General features: G+C 66.7%; 19 protein-coding genes. 14 read left to right on the top strand and 5 right to left on the bottom strand.

What is annotated here, in order from left to right; genetic code table 11:
* The 6 genes from C7402_RS30610 to C7402_RS30585 form a co-directional block, all read left to right on the top strand.
* Positions 1 to 438: isocitrate/isopropylmalate family dehydrogenase (locus C7402_RS30610; protein WP_244314977.1), on the top strand; the 438-nt coding region annotated here is incomplete at its 5' end.
* A 77-nt stretch (positions 439 to 515) separates the two neighbouring features.
* Positions 516 to 1,823 carry an MFS transporter gene (locus tag C7402_RS30605; protein WP_116613291.1) on the top strand — a complete coding sequence of 436 codons (1,308 nt, stop codon included), beginning with the start codon at positions 516 to 518 and terminating at the stop codon, positions 1,821 to 1,823.
* Positions 1,824 to 2,082: 259 nt separating this feature from the next.
* Positions 2,083 to 2,550, top strand: a complete 468-nt coding sequence (locus C7402_RS30600; RefSeq protein ID WP_116613307.1) for a FecR family protein — start codon at positions 2,083 to 2,085, stop codon at positions 2,548 to 2,550.
* A gap of 47 nt (positions 2,551 to 2,597) precedes the next feature.
* Positions 2,598 to 3,161, top strand: coding sequence for an OmpA family protein (locus C7402_RS30595; protein ID WP_112173623.1), 564 nt, complete (start codon positions 2,598 to 2,600; stop codon positions 3,159 to 3,161).
* Between the two features lie 42 nt (positions 3,162 to 3,203).
* Positions 3,204 to 4,676, top strand: coding sequence for a CHASE2 domain-containing protein (locus C7402_RS30590; RefSeq protein WP_116613290.1), 1,473 nt, complete (start codon positions 3,204 to 3,206; stop codon positions 4,674 to 4,676).
* Positions 4,677 to 4,790: 114 nt separating this feature from the next.
* A complete protein-coding gene (locus C7402_RS30585) occupies positions 4,791 to 5,162 on the top strand; it encodes a DUF1801 domain-containing protein (protein ID WP_112173621.1) in 372 nt (123 codons plus the stop codon).
* Between the two features lie 23 nt (positions 5,163 to 5,185).
* On the opposite strand, the gene C7402_RS30580 is transcribed toward C7402_RS30585, so the two are convergent.
* Positions 5,186 to 6,097 carry a LysR family transcriptional regulator gene (locus C7402_RS30580; protein WP_116613289.1) on the bottom strand — a complete coding sequence of 304 codons (912 nt, stop codon included), beginning with the start codon at positions 6,095 to 6,097 and terminating at the stop codon, positions 5,186 to 5,188.
* An 82-nt stretch (positions 6,098 to 6,179) separates the two neighbouring features.
* Here C7402_RS30580 and C7402_RS30575 point away from each other — a divergent pair, with 82 nt between their 5' ends.
* Complete coding sequence (locus tag C7402_RS30575; RefSeq protein ID WP_116613288.1) at positions 6,180 to 7,106, top strand: carbon-nitrogen hydrolase family protein; 927 nt, start codon at positions 6,180 to 6,182, stop codon at positions 7,104 to 7,106.
* Positions 7,107 to 7,127: 21 nt separating this feature from the next.
* Here the strand turns inward: C7402_RS30575 and C7402_RS30570 are convergent, their stop codons facing one another.
* On the bottom strand, positions 7,128 to 8,594 hold the full coding sequence (locus tag C7402_RS30570; protein ID WP_116613287.1) for an aminotransferase-like domain-containing protein: 1,467 nt from the start codon (positions 8,592 to 8,594) through the stop codon (positions 7,128 to 7,130).
* A 229-nt stretch (positions 8,595 to 8,823) separates the two neighbouring features.
* On the opposite strand from C7402_RS30570, the gene C7402_RS30565 reads away from it, so the two are divergent.
* The 4 genes from C7402_RS30565 to C7402_RS30550 all read left to right on the top strand — a co-directional run bounded on the left by C7402_RS30565 (position 8,824) and on the right by C7402_RS30550 (position 13,283).
* Positions 8,824 to 9,954 (top strand): mandelate racemase/muconate lactonizing enzyme family protein, encoded by a 1,131-nt coding sequence (locus C7402_RS30565; protein WP_224040876.1) that lies wholly within the window; start codon positions 8,824 to 8,826, stop codon positions 9,952 to 9,954.
* Between the two features lie 97 nt (positions 9,955 to 10,051).
* Complete coding sequence (locus tag C7402_RS30560; RefSeq protein ID WP_116613285.1) at positions 10,052 to 11,092, top strand: ABC transporter substrate-binding protein; 1,041 nt, start codon at positions 10,052 to 10,054, stop codon at positions 11,090 to 11,092.
* Positions 11,093 to 11,185: 93 nt separating this feature from the next.
* Entirely contained in the window at positions 11,186 to 12,304 is a 1,119-nt protein-coding gene (locus C7402_RS30555; RefSeq protein WP_116613306.1) for a porin, read from the top strand.
* A gap of 70 nt (positions 12,305 to 12,374) precedes the next feature.
* Positions 12,375 to 13,283 (top strand): LysR substrate-binding domain-containing protein, encoded by a 909-nt coding sequence (locus tag C7402_RS30550; RefSeq protein WP_116613305.1) that lies wholly within the window; start codon positions 12,375 to 12,377, stop codon positions 13,281 to 13,283.
* A 57-nt stretch (positions 13,284 to 13,340) separates the two neighbouring features.
* On the opposite strand, the gene C7402_RS30545 is transcribed toward C7402_RS30550, so the two are convergent.
* Positions 13,341 to 14,324, bottom strand: coding sequence for a hypothetical protein (locus C7402_RS30545; protein WP_116613284.1), 984 nt, complete (start codon positions 14,322 to 14,324; stop codon positions 13,341 to 13,343).
* Positions 14,325 to 14,937: 613 nt separating this feature from the next.
* Positions 14,938 to 15,948 carry a LysR family transcriptional regulator gene (locus C7402_RS30540; protein WP_116613283.1) on the bottom strand — a complete coding sequence of 337 codons (1,011 nt, stop codon included), beginning with the start codon at positions 15,946 to 15,948 and terminating at the stop codon, positions 14,938 to 14,940.
* 160 nt (positions 15,949 to 16,108) lie between these two features.
* Between C7402_RS30540 and C7402_RS30535 the strand changes: the two genes are divergently transcribed.
* The 3 genes from C7402_RS30535 (at position 16,109) to C7402_RS30525 (ending at position 19,310) form a co-directional block, all read left to right on the top strand.
* Positions 16,109 to 17,428: an MFS transporter gene (locus C7402_RS30535; protein ID WP_116613282.1), complete on the top strand. Its 1,320-nt coding sequence runs from the start codon at positions 16,109 to 16,111 to the stop codon at positions 17,426 to 17,428.
* Between the two features lie 50 nt (positions 17,429 to 17,478).
* Positions 17,479 to 19,038 carry a sulfatase-like hydrolase/transferase gene (locus C7402_RS30530; RefSeq protein ID WP_116613281.1) on the top strand — a complete coding sequence of 520 codons (1,560 nt, stop codon included), beginning with the start codon at positions 17,479 to 17,481 and terminating at the stop codon, positions 19,036 to 19,038.
* A 71-nt stretch (positions 19,039 to 19,109) separates the two neighbouring features.
* Entirely contained in the window at positions 19,110 to 19,310 is a 201-nt protein-coding gene (locus tag C7402_RS30525) for a DUF2905 domain-containing protein (protein WP_112173644.1), read from the top strand.
* A gap of 12 nt (positions 19,311 to 19,322) precedes the next feature.
* On the opposite strand, the gene C7402_RS30520 is transcribed toward C7402_RS30525, so the two are convergent.
* On the bottom strand, positions 19,323 to 20,786 hold the full coding sequence (locus tag C7402_RS30520) for a metal-dependent hydrolase family protein (protein WP_244314976.1): 1,464 nt from the start codon (positions 20,784 to 20,786) through the stop codon (positions 19,323 to 19,325).
* Positions 20,787 to 20,827 lie beyond the last annotated feature (41 nt).

Genomic DNA, 20,827 nt, shown 5'->3' with positions numbered 1-20,827 from the left:
TGGGACAAGGAACTCGTGGACGCCGCCACGGCGCGCATGGTCAACCGCCCCGCCTCGCTCGACACGATCGTCGCGACCAACCTGCACGCCGACATCCTCAGCGACCTCGCTGCCGCGCTCGCGGGCAGCCTCGGCATTGCACCGACCGGCAACATCGACCCCGAGCGGCGCTACCCCTCGATGTTCGAGCCGATCCACGGTTCGGCCTTCGACATCATGGGCAAGGGGCTCGCCAACCCGATCGGCACGTTCTGGTCGGTCGTGATGCTGCTCGAACACCTCGGCGAGCACGAGGCCGCCGCGCACGTGATGCAGGCCATCGAAGCCGTGACGGCCAACTCCGCGCTGCATACGGGAGACCTGGGCGGCAAGGCAACCACCGCGCAGGTCACGGCGGCGGTTTGCGAACTCGTGGAAAAAGCGGCCGTCGCCGCCTGAGCACCGTCGCGACATCGACCTGGGCGCGACTCAACACAAAACCGCGCGCCCGGGGCTTCCCTCACAGGAGGAGACAAATGAATTCGGATACCGAAGCAATCGTCACGCGCAAACTCATGTGGCGCATCATCCCGTTCGTCATGCTGCTCTATTTCGTGAGCTTTCTCGACCGGGTCAACGTGGGCTTCGCGGCGATGACGATGAACAAGGCCATCGGCCTTTCGCCCACGGCGTTCGGCCTTGGCGGCGGCCTCTTCTTCATCGGCTACTTTCTCTTCGAGGTGCCCTCCAACCTCATCTTGCACCGCGTGGGCGCACGCATCTGGATTGCGCGCGTGATGGTGACGTGGGGCATCGTTTCCGCCGCATCGGCGTTCGTGAGCGGCCCCAACAGCTTCTACGCGCTGCGCTTCTTGCTGGGCGTGGCCGAGGCGGGCTTCTTCCCCGGCATCATCCTGTACCTGAGCCTGTGGTTCCCCACCAAGCAGCGCGCCGTGGCGGCGGCCTGGTTCATGGCGGCCGCGCCGATTTCCACGGCGCTGGGCTCGCCGATCTCCGGCGCGCTCATGCAGTTGCCGCCGATGTTCGGCCTCGCCAACTGGCAACTGCTTTATGTGATCGAAGCCGTGCCGGCCGTGCTGCTGGGTTTCGTGGTCCTGAAGGTTCTCACCGATGCGCCCGCCAAGGCGCGCTGGCTGAGCCCGCAGGAACGCGACTGGCTCGTCGCGAAGCTCAGCGACGAAGCCAGATCGCGCGAGAGTCACGCGGGCCATACGGCGGGCGCGCTGAGCGCACTGCGCGACCCGCGCGTGCTGGCGCTCGCGCTGATCTACTTCGGCACTTCGGCCGGACTGTACACGCTGGGGCTGTGGGCGCCGCTCATCATCCGTCAGTACGGCTTCAGCTCGCTGGAAACGGGCCTGCTCAACGCCATTCCGAGCATCGTTGCAGTGGTCGCCATGATCCTCTGGGCACGGCACTCCGACCGCACCGCCGAGCGCACCTGGCATGTGGTGATTCCCTGCGTGCTCGCCTGCGTGGGCTTCGTGTTCGCGGGCCAGGCCAGCACCGCGCTGATGATCGTGCTCGCGCTCGTGGTGGTGAATATCGGCATCAGCGCGGCGAAGGCGCCGCTTTGGGCGATGCCGAGCATGTTCCTCTCCGGCGCGGGAGCGGCCGCGGGCATCGCGATGATCAACTCGATCGGCAATCTCGGCGGCTTTGTGGGCCCGGTCGTGATCGGGTGGTTGAAGACCCGCACAGGCGGTTACGCCGCCGGGCTGTACGTGGTGGGCGCGACGCTGGCGGTTTCCGCCGTGGTGACGCTGATGTTGAGCCGCAAGGCGAATGAGCCGGTGATCGGGCAGGTCAGGCACGATCATTGAGGTGGGAGGCTCGCGCCTGCCCGGTGAGCCGCCCGGCCGCCGGGCGCGCGAGCATCTGTGCAACCCCGATCGCCGCCAGGGTGGCGATGATGCATGGCCGGGAAGCGTAACCAGCGCGCGGCGCGCACTTACCGCACCCATTCCGGCGAACCTTTCTCCCGCATGCACTCTGTGCGCTAGCGCACGGAGCGATCCGCGCACCGCCCCTATGCTCGCCGGGTGCCCGAAACCCGGTTCGTTCCGCCATACGGAATCGACAGTGCGCAGCCAAGCCATCCACTATGCCTTGCTTCTCGCCTGCGGGTGCCCGCCAGCCATCGATGCGCACGCAGCCGATGCAATCGGCATCGTCAAGACGCTCAAAGGCACGGTGCATGTCGAGCGAGCCGGTCAGCCCGTGGGCGTCGGCATCGGCAGCGAGGTGTTTGGCAGCGATCGCGTCGTAACCGGCCCCGCGTCCTCCGTGGGGATCACGCTGCGCGACAACACGCTGCTTTCCGAGGGCGCCAATTCCGTACTCGACCTCAACAAGTTTGCTTTCAACACCACCACCTACGAGGGCGCGCTCGACGTGAGCATCCGGCGCGGCTCGCTCGCCGTGGTCGACGGCAAGCTCGCGAAGGCCAATCCGGAAGCCGTGCGCTACAGCACGCCCACCACCACGCTCGGCGTACGCGGCACGGAATTCATCATCGAGGTGGGCGGCAGCGGGGAGACCGATCATTGAAAACGGCGCATCGCACACCACGGCTGCCCGTTAGCGCGGCGTTCGCAATGCTGCTATGCCTCGCCGGGTGCGGCACGCCCGACAAGATCACGCTGCTGCCGAACCCTGACGGCAGCGTCGGCAACGTGATCGTGCATAGCAGCGGCAAAACGCAGGTGATCGACACCGCCTACACACGCGCCGATGTTTCGAAGGGCGGCGCCATCGAGCAGACGAAGGACAACAAGGCCGCCGTGCAGGCGAATTACGGCGACCTGCTGGCCGCCCAGCCGCCGCGCCCCAGAACCTTCACGATCAACTTCGTGTTCGACTCCGCCACGCAACTCGCGCCCGAGTCCGCCGCCACGGTGGCCGAACTGAAGAAAGTACTCGCGACGTGGCCCGCCCCGCATCTCACCGTGGTCGGCCACACCGACCTCGCGGGCGCGCAGGACTTCAACGACCAACTCTCGCTGCGCCGCGCGCAGAGCGTGGCGTCGTTCCTCGTCAAGTCGGGCATCCCGGCCAGGCAGATCGAAATCGCCGGCCGCGGCAAGCGCGAGCCGCTCGTGCACACCGCGGACGGCGTGCCGAACCAGGCCAACCGCCGCGCGGTCATCACCATTCAGTGATTCTCACTGAATAGCGGCGCGCGCCCCTCGCCCCCTGCCGCCATGAAACGCTACCGCGATTCGTTCATCGCCTTCATGAAGCGCACGATGCGGGCGTACCGAGGCCGCCCCTGGGCCGTTGGCGTGCTCGTCGGGCTGCTCCTCATCGATCTTTGCAGCCAGTGGCCCGGCAACGTCGCCCGCCCCGCCTTTCTCGAGACGCTCAACGAACTGCTGCCCGACACCTTCGGCTCGGCCCGTCAGTTGCTGTTCGATCACTATCAGCGCCGCTTTCCGCGCATACCCGCCACGCAGCCGGTGACCATCGTCGAGATCGACGACAGGACGCTCGAAGCCGTGGGCCAATGGCCCTGGCCGCGCAACCGGCTAGCGCACCTCGTCGATGCGATCGCCGCCGCCAGGCCGCTGGCGATCGGTCTCGACATCTACATGCCGGAGCCCGATCAGACCTCGCCCGGCATGGTAGCCGACAACCTGCCGGACGCCGAGGCGGCGCTCGCCACCCAGTTGCGCGCGCTGCCCAGCCATGAACGGATACTCGCCACATCGCTGCGCGCCGCGCCTTCCATACTCGGCGCGGCCGCTTTCGATCACGCGACGTCCACGACCCGCACCGACATGCTGAGCGCCCCCGTGCTCGTGCACGGCGGCGGCGCGCTCGACAATGTGCGCCGCTTCCAGTACGTGCTCGCGAGCCTGCCCGAGTTGCAGGGCGCGGCCCACGGCCAGGCCATGCTCAACGTGGCGCAGGAACAGGGCACGGTGCGCCGCATTCCGCTCGTGCTCGGGCTTGGCGACAAGATCGTGCCGAGCCTGCCGATCGAGATGCTGCGCGTGGCCACCGACTCGCCCGCGATCGAGGTGTTCGCGAAGCCCTCCGGCGTGCAGGCAGTGGGCGTGGCCGACGTGCGTGTGCCGACGCAGCCCGACGGCGACATCTGGCTGCATTTCGCCTCCATCGCGCAAACGCAGCATCGCTATGTTTCCGCAAGCGACGTTCTGCTGGGCAAAGTCGATCCGGCGCGTATGCGCAACAAGCTGGTTCTGGTGGGCCTCACCGGCACGGGCCTGACCGACATGCGCACCACCGCGCTGGGTGAACTCGTGCCCGGCATCGAGATTCAGGCCCAGGTGATCGAAACGATTTTCGAAGGCCGCTTCCTGCGCCGCCCGGCCTGGCTGATCTGGGCCGAAACGGGTTTCATCATGTCGTTCGGCCTGCTGTTGATCTGGTATGTGCCGCGCACCGACTCGCGCCTCGCCGTGTTCATGAGAACCGTGCCCAAGGCCTCGACGATCGTCGGGCTCGCGCTCAACTTGCTGACGCTGGCGGTATGCTTCGCCGTCTTCCAGTATTTCGGATTCCTTGTCGATGCGGCGTCGATCTTCATCATTCTCTCCGCGGTCATGGGCAGTTTCTTCACGATTTCGATCATGGAGACCGACAAGCCCGACAAGCCGGAGACAGCGCGGCTGCCGCGCACGCCAACGCGCTCGCCAACGGACACGGCTTGACCAGCAGGCTTCGAGGCCATCGATCAGCACCACGCCGCAGCCACGGCGAGCGCAGTGCTACATTACGGTCCGGACCGCAGGAAAACACAGCCGCAATGCCGCGCAGGGAGCCCCATGACGCCATCGGAACAGATTGACCAGCTAATTGCAGAACTCACGGACTGGCGCGGCGAGACATTCGCCGCCGTGCGCCAGGCCATCCTCGAAGCCGACGCGCAGATCGTCGAGGAATGGAAATACATGGGCAGCCCCGTGTGGTATCGCGACGGCATGATCGCCGTCGCCAACGCGCATAAGGGCAAGGTCAAGCTCACCTTCGCCAATGGCGCGCGTCTCGCCGATCCCGCAAAGCTCTTCAACGCCGGGCTGGAAGGCAACGCGCGGCGGGCCATCGATTATCTCGAAGGCGACAAGGTTGACAAACGCGCGTTGAAAACGCTCGTGCGCGCCGCCATCGACTTCAACCAGGCCAAGGCGAAGAAATAAGCGCCGGCTACGCTGCGCGCGTCTCAGCGCTTTGACGCATAGCACGCCGTAATCGCCGCGTGCACCTTGACGATGGCCGCGTCACGCATCGAACTGCTGCGCCAGCCCAGCTCAACCGGATAGCGCGGCAGATCGATCGGACACGCCAGCAGCTTCAGCCCCGTCACACGCGCGATTTCAACGGCAGCGTGGCGAGGAATCGTCGCGACGCTGCGCGTGCCCCGGAGCAGAAACGGCAACGCGGCGAAATGCGTGGTGGAGGCCACCACATTGCGCTTGAGCCCGCGCGCCGCGAGCCCTTCGTCGACGATCCCGACCACGCCGCCCGACGACACGAGGATGTGCCCGCGCGCCACATAGTCGTCGAGCGTGAGCCTGCGCGGCGCGCGCGGGCCGTCGTCCACGAGGCAGGCATAGCTGCCCTCGCCCAGCACTTTGTGGCTCAGCCCGCGCGAGGCGAAACCGCCCGCCGCGACCGCGAGATCCATCTCCTGGTTGGCGAGCGCATCGCTCACGATCTGGCTGTGCGTCTGCCGGAAAATGATGCGCAAGCCCGGCGCGCTCGTGGCCACCGTTTCGATGATGCGCCGCCCGATGGCCAGTTCGAAGTCGTCGGACAAGCCGATCGAGACTGCTCGGCCGTGGAATGTGGTCGCGTCGGGCGAGGCGATCGCGAGGCTTTGGCGGCATCGGTCGAGCGCTTCGCTGATCACGGGCTTGAGTTCCTGCGCGCGCGAGGTGGGCGCGAGTCCGCGCCCGGTGCGCACGAACAGCGTGTCGGCGTAGAGCGCGCGCAAGCGCCTGAGCGCGGCGCTCACGGCCGACTGCGTCATGTTCAGCCGAATCGCGGCGCGGCTCGCGCCGCCCTCTTCGAACAACGCTTCGAATATCTTCAGCAGATTCAGGTCCACGCCCGCGATATCAAATCGGTTCATATCACATAGTATCGATATACGTTTTCGCGATTTTATCGCCGTGGAACTATTCGAAGCGTTCACCCCACCGGAGCAGACCCCCATGGCCAAATCGAAAGTCGCTGCACTACAGATCGGTTCATCCGCCGCCGGCAAAGCCGCCACGCTCGAGCACATCCTCTCATTCGAAACGCAGATCCGCGCCTCGGGCGCGACGCTCGTGGTGCTGCCCGAGGCGCTGCTCGGCGGCTACCCGAAGGGCGAGATCTTCGGCACCCGGCTCGGCTACCGCCTGCCCGAAGGGCGCGAGGCGTTCGCGCGCTACTACGACAACGCGATCGACGTGCCGGGCGCGGAAACCGAAGCGCTCGCCGATCTCTCCACGCGCTGCGGCGCGTCGCTCGTGATCGGCGTGATCGAGCGCGACGGCAGCACGCTCTTTTGCACGGCGCTGTTCTTCAATCCCGGCGAAGGACTCGTCGCGAAGCACCGCAAGCTGATGCCCACGGGCACCGAGCGCCTCATTTGGGGCCAGGGCGACGGCTCGACGCTGCCCACGGTGCGCACGGAAGCGGGCGTGGCGGGCGCGGCGATCTGCTGGGAGAACCACATGCCGTTGCTGCGCACGGCCATGTACGCGAAGGGCGTGCAGATCTGGTGCGCGCCCACCGTCGACGAGCGCGAGATCTGGCAATGCTCGATGCGCCATATCGCGCACGAAGGGCGCTGCTTCGTGATCAGCGCATGCCAGGTGCAGCCATCGCCCGCCGCGCTCGGCATCGACGTGCCGCACTGGGACGAGAACCGCCCGCTCATCAACGGCGGCAGCCTGATCGTCGGGCCGCTCGGCGAAGTGCTGGCCGGCCCCTTGCACGGCGAAACAGGCCTCATCGTCGCGGAAATCGACACGGAGGAACTCACGCGCGCCCGCTACGACTTCGACGTGGTCGGGCACTATGCGCGGCCCGATGTGTTCTCGCTTTCGGTCGACGAGCGGCGCAAACGCACCGTCAATTTCATCGTGGAGTAAGGGCGCGGCGTTACGCTGGAATTACGCCGAATACAGCCCTTCCGGCCCGTTGCGCAACGTGCGCGCCAGCACCTCCAGGCCTTCGCGCAGCGCCTCGTGGCTGCGCGCGCCGCCCAGGCTCAAGCGCACGGCATGCGGGGCCGAGCCGCGCCCGATCACGAAACTGTCCGCCGTTTTCACGAGCACGCCGGCCTGGCGCAAGGCCGCCGAGAATTCGGCGGCGCGCCACGGCTCCGCGAGCGGCAGCCACAGATGCGGACTCGCGGGATCGGTGCGATAGCGCCAGCCCGCCAGCACCTCGGCGGCAATCCCCTGGCGCAGGTCCACCTGCGCGCGCTGCTGCGCGATGAGCCGGTCGATCTCGCCGTTCACGATCCAGCGCGCCGCAATCTCCGCGGGGAGCGGCGAGGTCATCCAGCAATCGCTGCGGATCACCGCGAGTATCTTGCCCACCCAGTCCGGCGGCGCCTGCACATAGCCGATGCGCAGCCCCGGCGCGACCGCCTTCGAAAGACTGCTGATGACGATGCCATGCTCGGGCAGGCGCGCGGCGAGCGGCGCGGGCGGCGCGTCGAGCAACGCGGCGGGCACGAGGTCCTCGATCACGACGAGGTGATGGCGCACGGCGATCTCGGCGATCATCGCGCGCCGCGCTTCGGAGAGCGTCGCCGTGGTGGGGTTGTGCAGCGTCGGCACGCAAAAGAGCGCGCGCGGCGCGAGCAGGCCGCAGGCGCGTTCCAGCGCGGCCGGAACGATGCCTTCCTCGTCGATCTCGATCCCCACGAGGTTCAGCCGCAGTTGCCGCGCGAGCGCGACGATGCCGGGGTAGCTCAATGCCTCCGCGAAAATCGTGTCGCCGGGGCGCAGCACGGCGCGCAACACACAGGCGAGGCCATGCTGCGCGCCCTGCGTGACAAGCACGCGCTCGGCCGCCGCCACGCAGCCCATGCGCGCGAGCCAGCGCGCGCCTGCCTCGCGGTGCGAGCGCCGGCCGCCTTCCGGCTGGTAAAGCAGCAGTTCGCCGGCCAGCCGTTCGTCGCCCGCGAGTTCGCGCAGCGTTTGCGTGAGCAGGAACGCTTCGTCGGTGGGCATCGGCACGTTCTGGCCGAGATCGATCAGGCGCGCGGCGGTGCCCGCAGCGGACACCGCGCCCATACCGGCCACCCCCGCCATCGCCGCACCCGAGCGCTCCCACGCCTCGGACGCGGGCCGCGCGCGCTCGGCCATGCGTGCGCCGTCGGCATCGGGCTCGGCCACGTAGGTGCCGTCGCCCACGCGCGCCACGACCATCCCGCAACGCTCCAGCTCGGCATAGGCGCGGCTCACCGTGCCCGTCGTGACACTGAGCTTCTTCGCGAGCAGCCGGTGCGCGGGCAGCTTCTCGCCGGGCAGCATCTGGCCGCCGTGGATGGCCTGCGCATAAGCGTGCGCGATCGCGCGGTACTTCGGTTCGCTGCTGCGTGAGAGCGAGGGCATCCAGCCGTTCATGGTGTTTTCCCGAGGGGACCTGGCGCGCCGCGGCACCGCGCGACGGCTGCGCCATTATCGCGCCCAATTCGCGGAAATGAAGGCTGTCATTTACTTCAATTGACTTCATTGAGTGCGTGGAATTGACCCTCTAGGATGCCGTAACGCCTGCACAGGCCAAGGAGACAATCGCCCGCCCGGATGCGCACGTCACGAAATGTTGCGCGCACCGGCCGGCAACACACGCGCCATGACGAACCGCATCGCCCGCATCACCGTCAGCCAGCATCGCCTGCCGCTCGACCCGCCCTTTCCCGCCTCGTGGGACAGCCGCCCCCGGCGCGCCTTTCCGGCCACGATCGTGCGCGTGGAGGACGACGAGGGCCGCGTGGGCGTCGGTTCCGGCGACGCCATGTACGGCTTCGACGATTACCGCGACCTGTTCATCGGCGCGGACCCGCTCGATCTCGCGCGTCATAGCGCGGTGCTGGAAAACCTGAGCTTCCATGCGGGCCGCCTCTGGCCGCTCGACGTCGCGCTCTGGGACCTCGCGGGCAAGATTCGCGGCGAGCCATGCTGGCAAATGGCCGGCGGCCGCGCGAAGCGCGTGCGCGCCTATGCGTCCTCCGGCGTGCATCGCTCGCTCGACGGCATGGCGCGCTGGGCCGAGCAGGCCGTGGCGCGCGGCTTTCCCGCGCTCAAGCTGCGCTTCGGCCGCCCGACGCTCGCCGACGACATCGCCGCGCTCGCGGCCGTGCGCGAAGCGGCGGGCGAGAAGATCGAACTGATGGTGGATTGCAACCAGGGCTGGCGCATGCCGTGGGACACCCAGGCGCCGTGGCGCGCCGACGAGGCGCTCGCCGTGATTCGCCGGATCGAGCCATACCGCGTGTACTGGGTGGAAGAACCGCTGCATCGCGGCGACTACGCGGGCCATGCCCAGTTGCGCAAGCAAACCGGTGCGCTGATCGCCGGCGGCGAGATGACGCGCGACGCCCACGAGTTTGCCGCGCTGCTCGCGCACGATTGCCTCGACGTTTATCAACCCGACGTGGTCTGCACGCTCGGCATGGAGGGCGCGCGGCGCCTCGCCGCGCAAATCGGGTTGCACGGCAAGATGTTCACGCCGCATACGTGGGGCAACGGCATCGGCCTCGCGGCGAATCTGCATGTCGTGGCGGGCGCCGGGCATGCGCCGTTCGTCGAGTTCCCCTACGACCCTCCCGAATGGACGCCCGAGCGGCGCGATTTCCCGCTCAGGCACGTGATCGACGTCGATTCGCAAGGCTGGATCGAACTGAGCGATGCGCCGGGCCTTGGAATCGAGCTGGACGAAGCCGCGCTCGCGGCAACGCGCGCGCACGACAGCCGCTACGACTGAAGCACCGCAGGCTGGCTTGAGGTTCGACCGTTCGTGCGCGTCAAGCCATCTCACATATGAAGCATTCCGAATCATTTCAATAAAATGGAGACATGCAATGAAACGCTTGACGTCCCTGATACGCGCGGCCTGCCTCGCCGCACCGATCGCGCTCGCCGCGTTACCGGCCCACGCCGCGGGCACCTGGTGCAGCAGCGGCAAGCCCGTGCACTTTGCCGGCATCACGTGGGAAAGCGGCAACTTCACGAGCGAAGTGCTGCGCTACATCCTCAAAAACGGCTATAGCTGCCAGGCCGACACCGTGCCCGGCAGCACGGCGGCCACGGAAACCGCGCTCTCGCGCAACGACCTCCAGGTGTGGGCCGAGCAATGGACGGGGCGCTCAGAGATCATCGCGGGCGCGGTGAAGGCGGGCACGGTAACGCTCGTGGGCGACACGCTGCCGGGCGGCACGCGCGAAGGCTGGTACGTGCCCGACTATGTGGTGCACGGCGACGCGAAACGCGGCATCAAGGCAAGCGCGCCCGACCTCCAGTCGGTGAGCGATCTGCCCAAATACAAACAGCTCTTCGTCGACGACGAAGAACCCGATCGCGGCCGCTTCCTGAACTGCCCTTCGGGCTGGGACTGCGAACGCGTGAACACGCGCTTGCTCAAGCTGCTCAAGCTCGACGACGCCTATACGAACTTCCGCCCCGGCACGGGCGCGGCGCTCGACGCGGCGATTTCCTCGGCCTATGCGCGCGGCAAGCCGATTCTCACCTACTACTGGGAACCCGCCGCGCTGATGGCCAAGTACAAGTTCGTCCAGCTCAAGATGCCGCCGTTCAACGAAGCGTGCTGGAAGACGCTGCGCGAAGCGAACAGCACGCAGCAATGCGCCTCGTCGTATCTGGTCTCGCATCTGAAGATTGGCGTTTCGACGCCCTTTTATCAGGCCGAGCCCGACGTCATGGCGTTCTTCTCGAAGGTGAGCTTTCCCATCGACTTCCTGAACACGACGATTCTCGACATGACCGAGCATAAGGTCGACGCGCAAACCGAGGCGCAAAAGTTCCTCAAGCAGCACCCCGAGATGTGGAAGCCCTGGGTGCCCGCCGACGTGGCGGCGAAAGTGCAGAAGTCGCTCGGCGCATAACGCGGCCCTCCGGGCAGACCAACCAGAACGCGGAGCCGCGCAAGACGGTTTCATGATAAGGAGACTTAAGTGAAGAAGAAGATTCTCGCGGCGATGCCGCTGACACTGGCGCTGGCGGCGACGGGCGCGCATGCGCAAAGCAGCGTGACGCTGTACGGCATCATCGACCTTGGCGTGGACTACGCCAATAACGTGGCAAGCGGCGCAAACGGCCAACTCGTGCCGGGCACGGGCAGCAAGCTCGTGCAGATGCAAAGCGGCGTGCCGGCGGGCAGCCGCTGGGGCCTGCGCGGCTCGGAGGATCTGGGCGGCGGCTATTCGGCGATCTTCCGGCTCGAAAGCGGCTTCAACGCCGCGACGGGGTCGCTCGGCGGCGGTCTTGCGTTTTCCCGCAACGCCTACGTGGGCCTGAAGTCCGACCGGTATGGCCAGGTCACGCTAGGCAAGCAGTGGGACGCCACGGTCGACCTGATCGAGCCATATTCGCTCAACGGCAATTACGGCGGCTGGTATTTCGCACACCCGAACGACATGGACAACCTGGACAACGGGTTCCCTGTCAACAACGCCATCAAGTACGTGAGCCCGGTGCTGGCCGGGTTCCAGTTCGAAGGCCACTACTCGTTCGGCGGCCAGGCGGGCCAATTCTCGAACAATGCCTCGTATAGCGCGGCGGCGGCGTACACGCTCGGGTCGTTCAGCGCGGGGGTGGGCTACCTGCGCGTGAACAATCCGGCGACGGCGGTGGCCGGCTACGGCAGCGGCGGCGGCTTCGTGAACTCGGTGTACGGCGACGCGCTCGCCAACGCGCGCTATCAGGGCATTCTCTCCGCGGGCGCGTCGTACGTGATCGGCAGCCTGAAGCTCATGACGAACTATTCGAACGTGAACTTCTCGTCGGGCACGGGCAGCGGCGACCTGCATTTCCAGAACTACGAAGTGGCGGGCACGTATGCGGTGACGCCTGCCTTCACCGTGGGCGCGGGCTACACCTTCACGATGGGCCAGGACCACGCAAGCGATACGTCGCCCAAGTACCACCAGGTCAACCTGATCGGCCAGTACGCGCTATCGAAACGCACGTCGCTCTACGCGATGGGCGTGTACCAGCACGCGGCGGGCGCGGCGGAAAACGCGCAGATCACGGGCTTCAACCCGTCGAGCACCGACAACCAGGTGGTCGGCCGCGTGGGCATCACGCACGCGTTCTGACGTTTTCACGTAGTCCTTATCATGGAAGCAGCGCCGGCGCGAGCCGGCGCTCATGCATCGCGAGACTTGCATGCGCCGCCTACCCTCCCTATCGGCCCTGCGCTCCTTCGAGGAGGCGAGCCGCACCCTCAGCTTCACCAAGGCCGCGCAGAACCTGCACGTGACCCAGGGGGCGATCAGCCGCCAGATTCGCCTGCTCGAAGACTATCTCGGCACGCCGCTCTTCATGCGGCATCATCACCGGCTCGAAATCACGGCGGCGGGCAAGCGCCTGCTGCCCACGCTACAGGCCGCGTTCGACAGCATCGCCCACACGCTCGACACGATTCGCGCCGACCCTTCCAATAGCCTCCTGAGCCTGAACGCCGCGCCCACGCTCGCCACGCGCTGGCTTACGCCGCGCCTGCGCGAGTTCCAGGCGCGCCATCCCGACCTGCGCATTTCCATCACGAACGAATACGGTGCGCTGCATGGCACCGAGCGCAACGAGGATTGCCAGATCCGCTTTGGCATGGAACCGCTGCCGGGCGGCCAAAGCACGCTGCTCATGCGCGAGCGCCACGTGCTGGTTGGCTCGGCGCATGTGTTCGACACTCCGCCCGCCGACGAAAGCGCGCTGCGCGACCTGCTCGCACAGCATCCTTGGCTGTATATCCTCGATATCGACCGGCGGCTGCTGGTGTGGGAAGCCTGGCTCGAAGCCGCCGCGCTAACCGTGCAGATGGCGCCGCGCGGCGAACTCGAGTTCAGCACGCTCGATCAGGTGATTCATGCCGCGGTGGCGGGGCTCGGCATTGCCGTTGCCGATCGCCACATGATCGAGCCCGAACTGCGCAACGGCACGCTCGTACAACTGAGCCCGGTTGAGGTGGTGGGCCCTTCGGGCTACTGGCTCGACGTGCGGCCCGAAGTGCAGGACACGGTGCGCGTGCGCAACTTCAGCAGTTGGCTCGTCGAGCATCACGCGGCGCGCGATTGATGCGCGGTCAGCCACGCGCTTGACGTGCGATCGGCGCACGATCAAGCGCAAGCCGCGTTACTGGTCGTCGATCGGCGGTCCGGGCGGCCCGCCATAAACGCGCCGGGCGGGCCCCGCCGCGCCTTGCGCCGCAATGGAGCGCGAGAGCAATTCCCGCGCGTCGCTGCTCGACGCATCGACCGTCAATGCATGTCCCGCGTTATGCCACGCGCACAACCACTGTTCCTGGCGCGCGCAGAGTCGCGCATAGCCCAGCAGCGAGTCGCGCTCCTGCTCGCGCGAAGCCAGTTCGGACTGCATCTGCAAGGCGGCGCCGTTGCCCGGTTGCGCCGCGAGCGCCGCCGTGAGGGATCGACGCGCAGGCCCGAGGTTGTTCTTGTCGAGGCTCGTACGCGCGCTCGCAAGATTCCTCGATACGTCGGCCGCGCGTGCGTTCGCACTGGCCTTCGCGGCGAGCGCGCGTTGCTCGGCCGCGCTCTTGCGATCGGCGGCGATTTGCTGCGCGGCGGGCGCATGCGTCGTCTGCGCCGTAACGGTCGGCACCGGCATCGCATGACGCGGTGGCTGCGGCACCTGCGCGGGCGGTGACGGCACATGCGCCACCATCGTCGCGGGTGGCGTCACCGGAACATGCGCAGGCGCTTGAGCCGCCAGAACGGGCGCGTGGTGCGTCGTCGGAGGCGGCGGCTTCGCGGCGTCGACCTTCGGCCCGAGCACGGCGCCTTCCACCACCTGAACGCCCGGTGTCGGCTCGCGCTCGACGCGATGCGAAATCAGATACGCAGCGACGAGGAAAGAGACGGACACCACCGTGCCGATGGCATAGAACGGTGTCCACGAGCGTTGCCCCACTCGCGATTCGTCTTGCGACGGGTAATCGCTGTAGCGCTGCGTTCCGCCAAAGGCATCCGCCGCGCCGCTAAAGGCCTCGGCGCCGCCGAAGCTGAACGCGCCGGGACGCCACTGCGCATGCTTTTCTTGCGCGAAGCCGTCGCCGTTGCCTTGTGCGTTCGGCGGCTCGTACGCAGCGTACTCGCTCACCGGCGCAACGCGGTGACGATCAGCCTGCTGTTTCGCACCGCATTGGGGACAAATTATCAGCGGCGCATTGAAACTGGTCCCGCAGTATGGACACCCCCACGGACCAGCGCTACCTCGGCCAGGTTCGTTGAACATTGCAGGTATTGAAGCTCTAAGAGGACACGGTTCGCTGGCGCCCTTCGAACCCTTTGCGCAGCGGTTGACGAAGTAGCGCGTGCTTGACTATTGGGCGACTTGTTCGATGCTGGATTTCGCGGATCGTTGGACGGACTTGAAAAAATTCACTTTGAATATGGGCCACTTCGCAGTGAAGATCAAGTCGTCGAATTCCGCCAGATGGCGGATCGAGACAGGGACGAAACCCATCTCTTGCCGCATGATGTGCGCCTCTTTCAAGGCACTAGCGTGATGGCGGCGCAATGCGCGCGCCACGCGTCTGAATGATGCGACCCCATGCGATAACACTTTGATACAGGTGATACGTGTTGCAGTGGTGATTACGCGACGTCGCACAGGCGAGCCCTCAACGTTTCGCCGCGATGATTCGCCGTATCCATTCGATGATATTAGCAATGGCGGCGCGCTCGTCTTGCGCTCATCCCGCGTTCACTTTCTACGTTGTCTTGGCTTTCTTCTTCGTCGCGTTGCGCACTGGCTTCGCGCCCTCGGCCACGCTCGGGTTATCGGGCTCGATGCTGCGCGCCGTCTCGCGCAGGCAATCGAGAAAAAGTGCCACTGCCGGCGCGCTCTCGACCTCCTTGCGCCAGATGACGCCCACCGGTCCGAGCACGCTGCCAAGCGAAAGCGGCGCCATCCACAGCACGCCTTCGCGCACGAGTTCGAGCGCGCGCGAGCGCGGCTCCAGACCGAGCCGCTCACCGCCGCGCAGCAATGACAGATCCCCGAGATTCGTATTCGATTCGACGACGTCGACAGGCGAGCCGAGCCCGTGATCGGCGAGCACCGCGAGCAGCCGGCGATGCATCGGCGCGCTCACCGGCGGCAGCACCCACGCGAGGCCGTCGAGATCGTGCCACGTCACGGCGCGCTTGCGCGCGAGCGCATGACCGGCCGCCGCGACAATCACGGGCGGGTCGTCGAACAGCGGGTCGAATGCGAGCGTCGCCTCGTCCACCATGTCCTTGGCGATGCGGCCGACCACCAGATCGAGACGTCCCGATTGCAATGCGGGCATGAGTTGATCGAGCGTGCCTTCGTGCAGTGCCACCGTCGTGGCACGCGCCTTCGCCTTGAAGCGCGCCGTGGCTTGCGGCACCAGCGCGGCGGCGGCAACCGCGAGGAAACCGACTTCGAGCCGCCCGCCAATGCCGCTCGCAATCGCCTCCAGTTCGTCGCCCGCGCGCTGGGCCTGCGCGAGCATGTCGCGCGCGTGGCGAATGAGGCTCGCCCCCGCGGGCGTCGGCCGGATGCGCCGCCCGTTGCGCTCGAACAGCGCGAGACCAATGCCACGCTCCAGGTCCGCGATCATCCGGGAAATAGCCGGCTGGGTGACGTGCAGCATCTCCGCGACCTTGCCCACCGTGGGCAGATCGGCCAGCGCCACCAGCAGATGCAGATGCCGGAGCTTCAATTGCCGGAACAGATATTGATCGACGGGACGCATGGATTTCGATAACGAAAGCGTTATGGGTCATCGATCATATCTCATTGGACGCTCATGAATTGGCTGCGCAAAATAGTGCCCAATATCCCATCGGCCATCGCCGTCCCCCGCTGCATCCATGCATACCAACACACGCAGCGCCAACGAGGAGACCCGCAACATGACCATTCCCGCCCAGCACCGGCGCGCCATCGTCGCCGCCACCATCGGCAATGCCTTCGAGTGGTACGACTTCATCGTGTTCGGGTTTCTCTCCGTGGTGATCGCGCGCCAGTTCTTTCCGGCGACCGACCCGAGCGTCGCGACGCTGTTCGCCACGGCCACCTTCGCCAGCGCATTTCTCGTGCGGCCGCTCGGCGGCATCCTGCTCGGCATCTACGCGGACCGCGCCGGCCGCAAGGCCGCGCTTTCGCTCGTCATCCTGCTCATGACCGTTTCCTCGGCCATCATGGCGTTCACGCCGAGCTATGCGAGCATCGGCGTTGCCGCGCCCGTGCTGATCGTGTTCGCGCGGCTGTTGCAAGGACTGTCGGCGGGCGGCGAGTTCGGCAGTTCGACCTCCATGCTGATCGAGTACGCTCCGCGCATGCGGCGCGGTTATTACGGCAGCTGGCAGAACTTCGGGCAGTTTTGCGCGGCGGTCGTCGCGGCGGGCATGGGCGCGCTCGTCACGCGCGGCCTGCCCGCCGCCTCGCTCGACGCCTGGGGCTGGCGCCTTCCCTTTCTGTTCGGACTGCTGATCGGTCCGGTCGGTTTCTATATTCGTACGCGTCTGCACGAGGCGCCCGCCTACACGGCGGCAGCCAGGGAAGCCCAGCCGCGCGCAAGCGCCCTGCTGCGCGACCTCTGGATCAACAACCGCGCTTCGCTCGTGATCGCGTTCGGCCTGACGGTGTTCGGCTCGGTTGCCCAATACGTGCTCAACGTCTATCTGCCGATCTATTCCGTGCAGCAACTCAAGCTGCGAGTGGACGCGCCGTTCATCGTGCTGATGTTCACCGGCGCCGCACGCATGGCGCTTATTCCGCTGTTCGGCCTGCTTTCCGACCGCGTGGGCCGCAAACCCGTCATGGCCGTTTCGATGGTCGGCTATATCCTCACGCTCTATCCGCTGTTCGCGTGGCTGATTGCCGGGCCGAGCCTCGGGCGGCTGCTCGCCGTCGAAACCGTGTTCGCCGTCCTCATGGCCGCCGCGCTCGGACCGGCGTCGACCGCGCTCGCCGAACTGTTCCCCACGCGCACGCGCGCCACGGGTCTGTCGATCTCGTACAACCTCGCCACCACGCTCTTTGGCGGCATCGCGCCGTTCGCCGTCGCCTGGCTCATCGGCGTCACCGGCAACAAGATGATGCCCGCGCTGTTCGTGACCACGGCGGCCGTGGTCGGCGTACTGGCCTTGCTCGCCATGCCGGAGACCGCGCCGTGCGCGGGCGGCTCGCCCTACGACGACGCATTGAAGCCCGATGCGACCGCGCGCTGATCGCTCACGTTCCTCACGCCATATCAACACGGACTCCTGAATTTCCTGACATGACCCGCAACGTCCTGTTCATCATGTGCGACCAGTTGCGCGCAGATCATCTGTCGTGCTACGGCCACCCGTACCTGCGCACGCCCAACATCGACCTGCTCGCGCAGCGCGGCAACCGCTTTTCGAACGCCTTCGTGCAATCGGGCGTGTGCGGTCCCTCGCGCATGTCGTTCTACACGGGGCGTTATGTATCGAGTCACGGCGCGAGCTGGAACTGCGTGCCGCTGCCCGCGAGCGAAATGACGCTCGGCGCCTACCTCGCCGAGCAGCGCATGCGCCTCGCGTTGTGCGGCAAGAGCCACTTCTCCTCGGACCAGGCGACTTACCGGCGCCTTGGCATCGAGGGCGACAGCGAACTGGCCGCGCTGCTGCGCGAGGGCTATTTCACGCTGGTCGACCGCTACGACGGCCACCGCGCCGAGCCCGTGGGCAGCTATGCGCAGTACCTGCGCGCGCGCGGCTACGAGGGCGACGACCCGTGGAGCGACTACGTCATCTCGGCCATCGACGAGCAAGGCCAGGTTGTGAACGGCTGGCATATGCGGCACTCGTATCTGCCCGCCCGCGTGGCGGAGCAGGATTCAGAAACCGCATACACGACGAATCAGGCGATCGAATTCATCGAGAAGCACCGCGACGAGCCGTGGGTGCTGCATCTCTCGTACGTCAAGCCGCACTGGCCTTACATGGCGCCCGCGCCGTATCACAACCGCTATACGGCAGACCAATGCCTTCCCGTCGTTCGGCATCCTGACGAACTACGCGACGCGCACCCGGTAGTCTCGGCCTACCGCCGCCAGGAGGAGAGCGTCAACTTCGCACGCGCTGAGACAGTCCGTACCGTGCGCCCCGCGTATCAGGGGCTCATCAGCCAGCTCGACGACCATCTCGGCCGGCTGTGGGAAGCCCTGGACCGCGTGGATGGCTGGCGCGACACGCTCATCGTATTCACGTCCGATCACGGCGATTTTCTCGGCGATCACTGGCTCGGCGAAAAGGAGTTGTTCTACGACACCGTGCAGCGCGTGCCGTATCTGGTCTACGACCCGTCCGCGCAAGCCGACGCGCAGCGCGGCCAGGTGCGCGAGGAATTCGTCGAGGCCATCGACACCGTGCCGACGATCCTGGAGGCGCTCGGCCAGCCGCTCGCCACCGAGCGCCTGGAAGGCCGCTCGCTGCTCGCGCTCACGCGCGCGGCGGGCACGCCGGACCACTGGCGCGACGCGGTCTTCTCCGAACTCGACTATGCGTACCGCGAGTCGCGCCTCTTGCTCGGCCGCGAACCCGAGGCGTGCCGCGCTTGGATGGTGCGCACCGCGAAGTGGAAGTACATTCACTGGCAAGGCTTCGCGCCGCAGCTATTCGACCTCGAACGCGATCCGCAGGAACTGCGCGATTGCGCCAGCGACGCGGCCTCGGCGCCCGTGATCGACGCCATGCGTGCACGCCTGCTCGACTGGTTCTGCAATCGCCGCACGCGCACCACCGTCTCGCCCGCGTCCGTGGCGGCCGAAACGCACCGCGACCGGGAAGCCGGAGTTTTCTACGGCCTGTGGTAAAGCGGCGGCGGTGACAGCGTCGCGCGCGTGAGCCTATGATGGTGTTTTCGGCCACCGCGCGGCGCAGCTTCATGAACCGTTACCTGATCGCCATTGGCCTGTTGTGCGTGCTTGTCGGCCTGGCCTGGCGCTGGCTCGCGCGCATCCCGTTCGGCCGGCTGCCGGGCGACATTCATATCGTGCGCGACGGATTCAGCTTCCACTTTCCCGTGGTCACGTGCATCGTGATCTCGGTGGCGGTGTCGCTGCTATTCTGGCTGCTGCGGCGTTGAGCGCAGCCCTCCTCACGCCTTCAACCTGTCCTTGTAGATGCGGCCGTCTTTCATGATCAGATGCAGGTTCTGATCGGGGTTGGCCAGCACCGACATGTCCTGAAGCGGGTCGGCCGCCACCACCAGCAGATCGGCATACGCCCCCTCTTCCAGCACGCCCAGCTTGTGCGGATACGGATTGCGCTCGCCCGCCAGCGCCAGCAACTGCCCGTTCCCGCCGGTGGCCATGCCCAGTGATTCGGCAGCCGAATACCAGCGCGCGAGGTGCCCGAGCATCGTGCCCTGGCGCGTGGCGAGCACCTGCGAAAAGATCAGGTCCGTGCCGAACGCAACCTTGAGCCCGTGCTTGCGCGCGAGCTTGTACATGTTGTCCGTGCCGGTCGTGACTTCCAGAAACTTCTCGCGGCTCGAAGGCGGCAGCGGCGCGACATCTTCTTCGCTCGTGAAGGGTTGCGTGCTGAGCCACGTGCCGCTTTTCGCCATGGATTCGGCGGTACGATCGTCGATCAGGTGACCGTGCTCGACACATTGCGCGCCGGCGGCGAGCGAGCGCTTCACCGCTTCGGGCGTGTACGCGTGCACGAGCACATAGGTGCCCCAGTCGGCGGCCGTTTCGACGGCCGCGCGCAATTGCGGCTCCGTAAAGGTGAGCATGTCCAGCGGACTGCGCGGCGTGGAGACGCCGCCGCACCCGACGAGCTTGATCTGCGTGGCGCCCATCATGAACTGCTCGCGCACGCGCAGGCGGACTTCGTCCGCCGAATCGGCAATGGCGGCCGCGCCGGTCCGCTCCACTTCGCTGATCTGGCCTGACGTGCGCGGCACATCGGTCAGCAGCCGGAAGTCGCCGTGACCGCCGGTCGTCGTGATCATTGCGCCGGAGGGGTAAATGCGCGGACCGCTCAGCATGCCGGCGTCGATGGCCTGCTTGAGCGCAAAGGCGGGACCGCCCGCGTCGCGCACGGTCGTGAAGCCGCGCAGCAAGGTGCGCTGCGCCTCCGCGCCCGCCGCCAGATAAACGAAGCTCAGGTCGGCCTGCATGATGGTCTGAATAGGCAACGCGGCAAGCAGCGTGTGCCAGTGCACGTCGATGAGGCCCGGCATCATCACCTTGCCGCCGCAGTCGATCACGCGCTGACCGTCCGTCGCACCCGGCGTTCCGCGGCGCAACTGCGAAATACGGTTGCCGTCGACGACCATGAACATGCCGTCCTGCAAAGCGCCCGCTTTGCCGTCGAAGAGACGGAAGTTCGTCAACGTCGTGGGCTGCGCGCCAGGCGCGGCGGCCGGTTGCTGCGCGAGGGCGAGTTCCGGCAGCACGGTGCAAAGCATCGACGCGCCCATGCCCGCCAGGAAGCCGCGGCGCGCGAGATCGGCGCCGATGCGGCGGTTCGCATAGTTCGCCAGCGCCTTGTCGCACAGGCAGGAATAAGCGGGTGCCAGTGTCCTGTCGCTACGTTTCGTTCTGGAAGCCATAGATCACCCGTGAAGTTGAGGCGCGGCTCGACCGGTCCCGT

Source organism: Paraburkholderia unamae (genome assembly GCF_003096875.1).
GTDB classification, from domain to species: Bacteria; Pseudomonadota; Gammaproteobacteria; order Burkholderiales; family Burkholderiaceae; genus Paraburkholderia; species Paraburkholderia unamae.
This window is presented reverse-complemented; position numbering and strand designations above follow the sequence as displayed.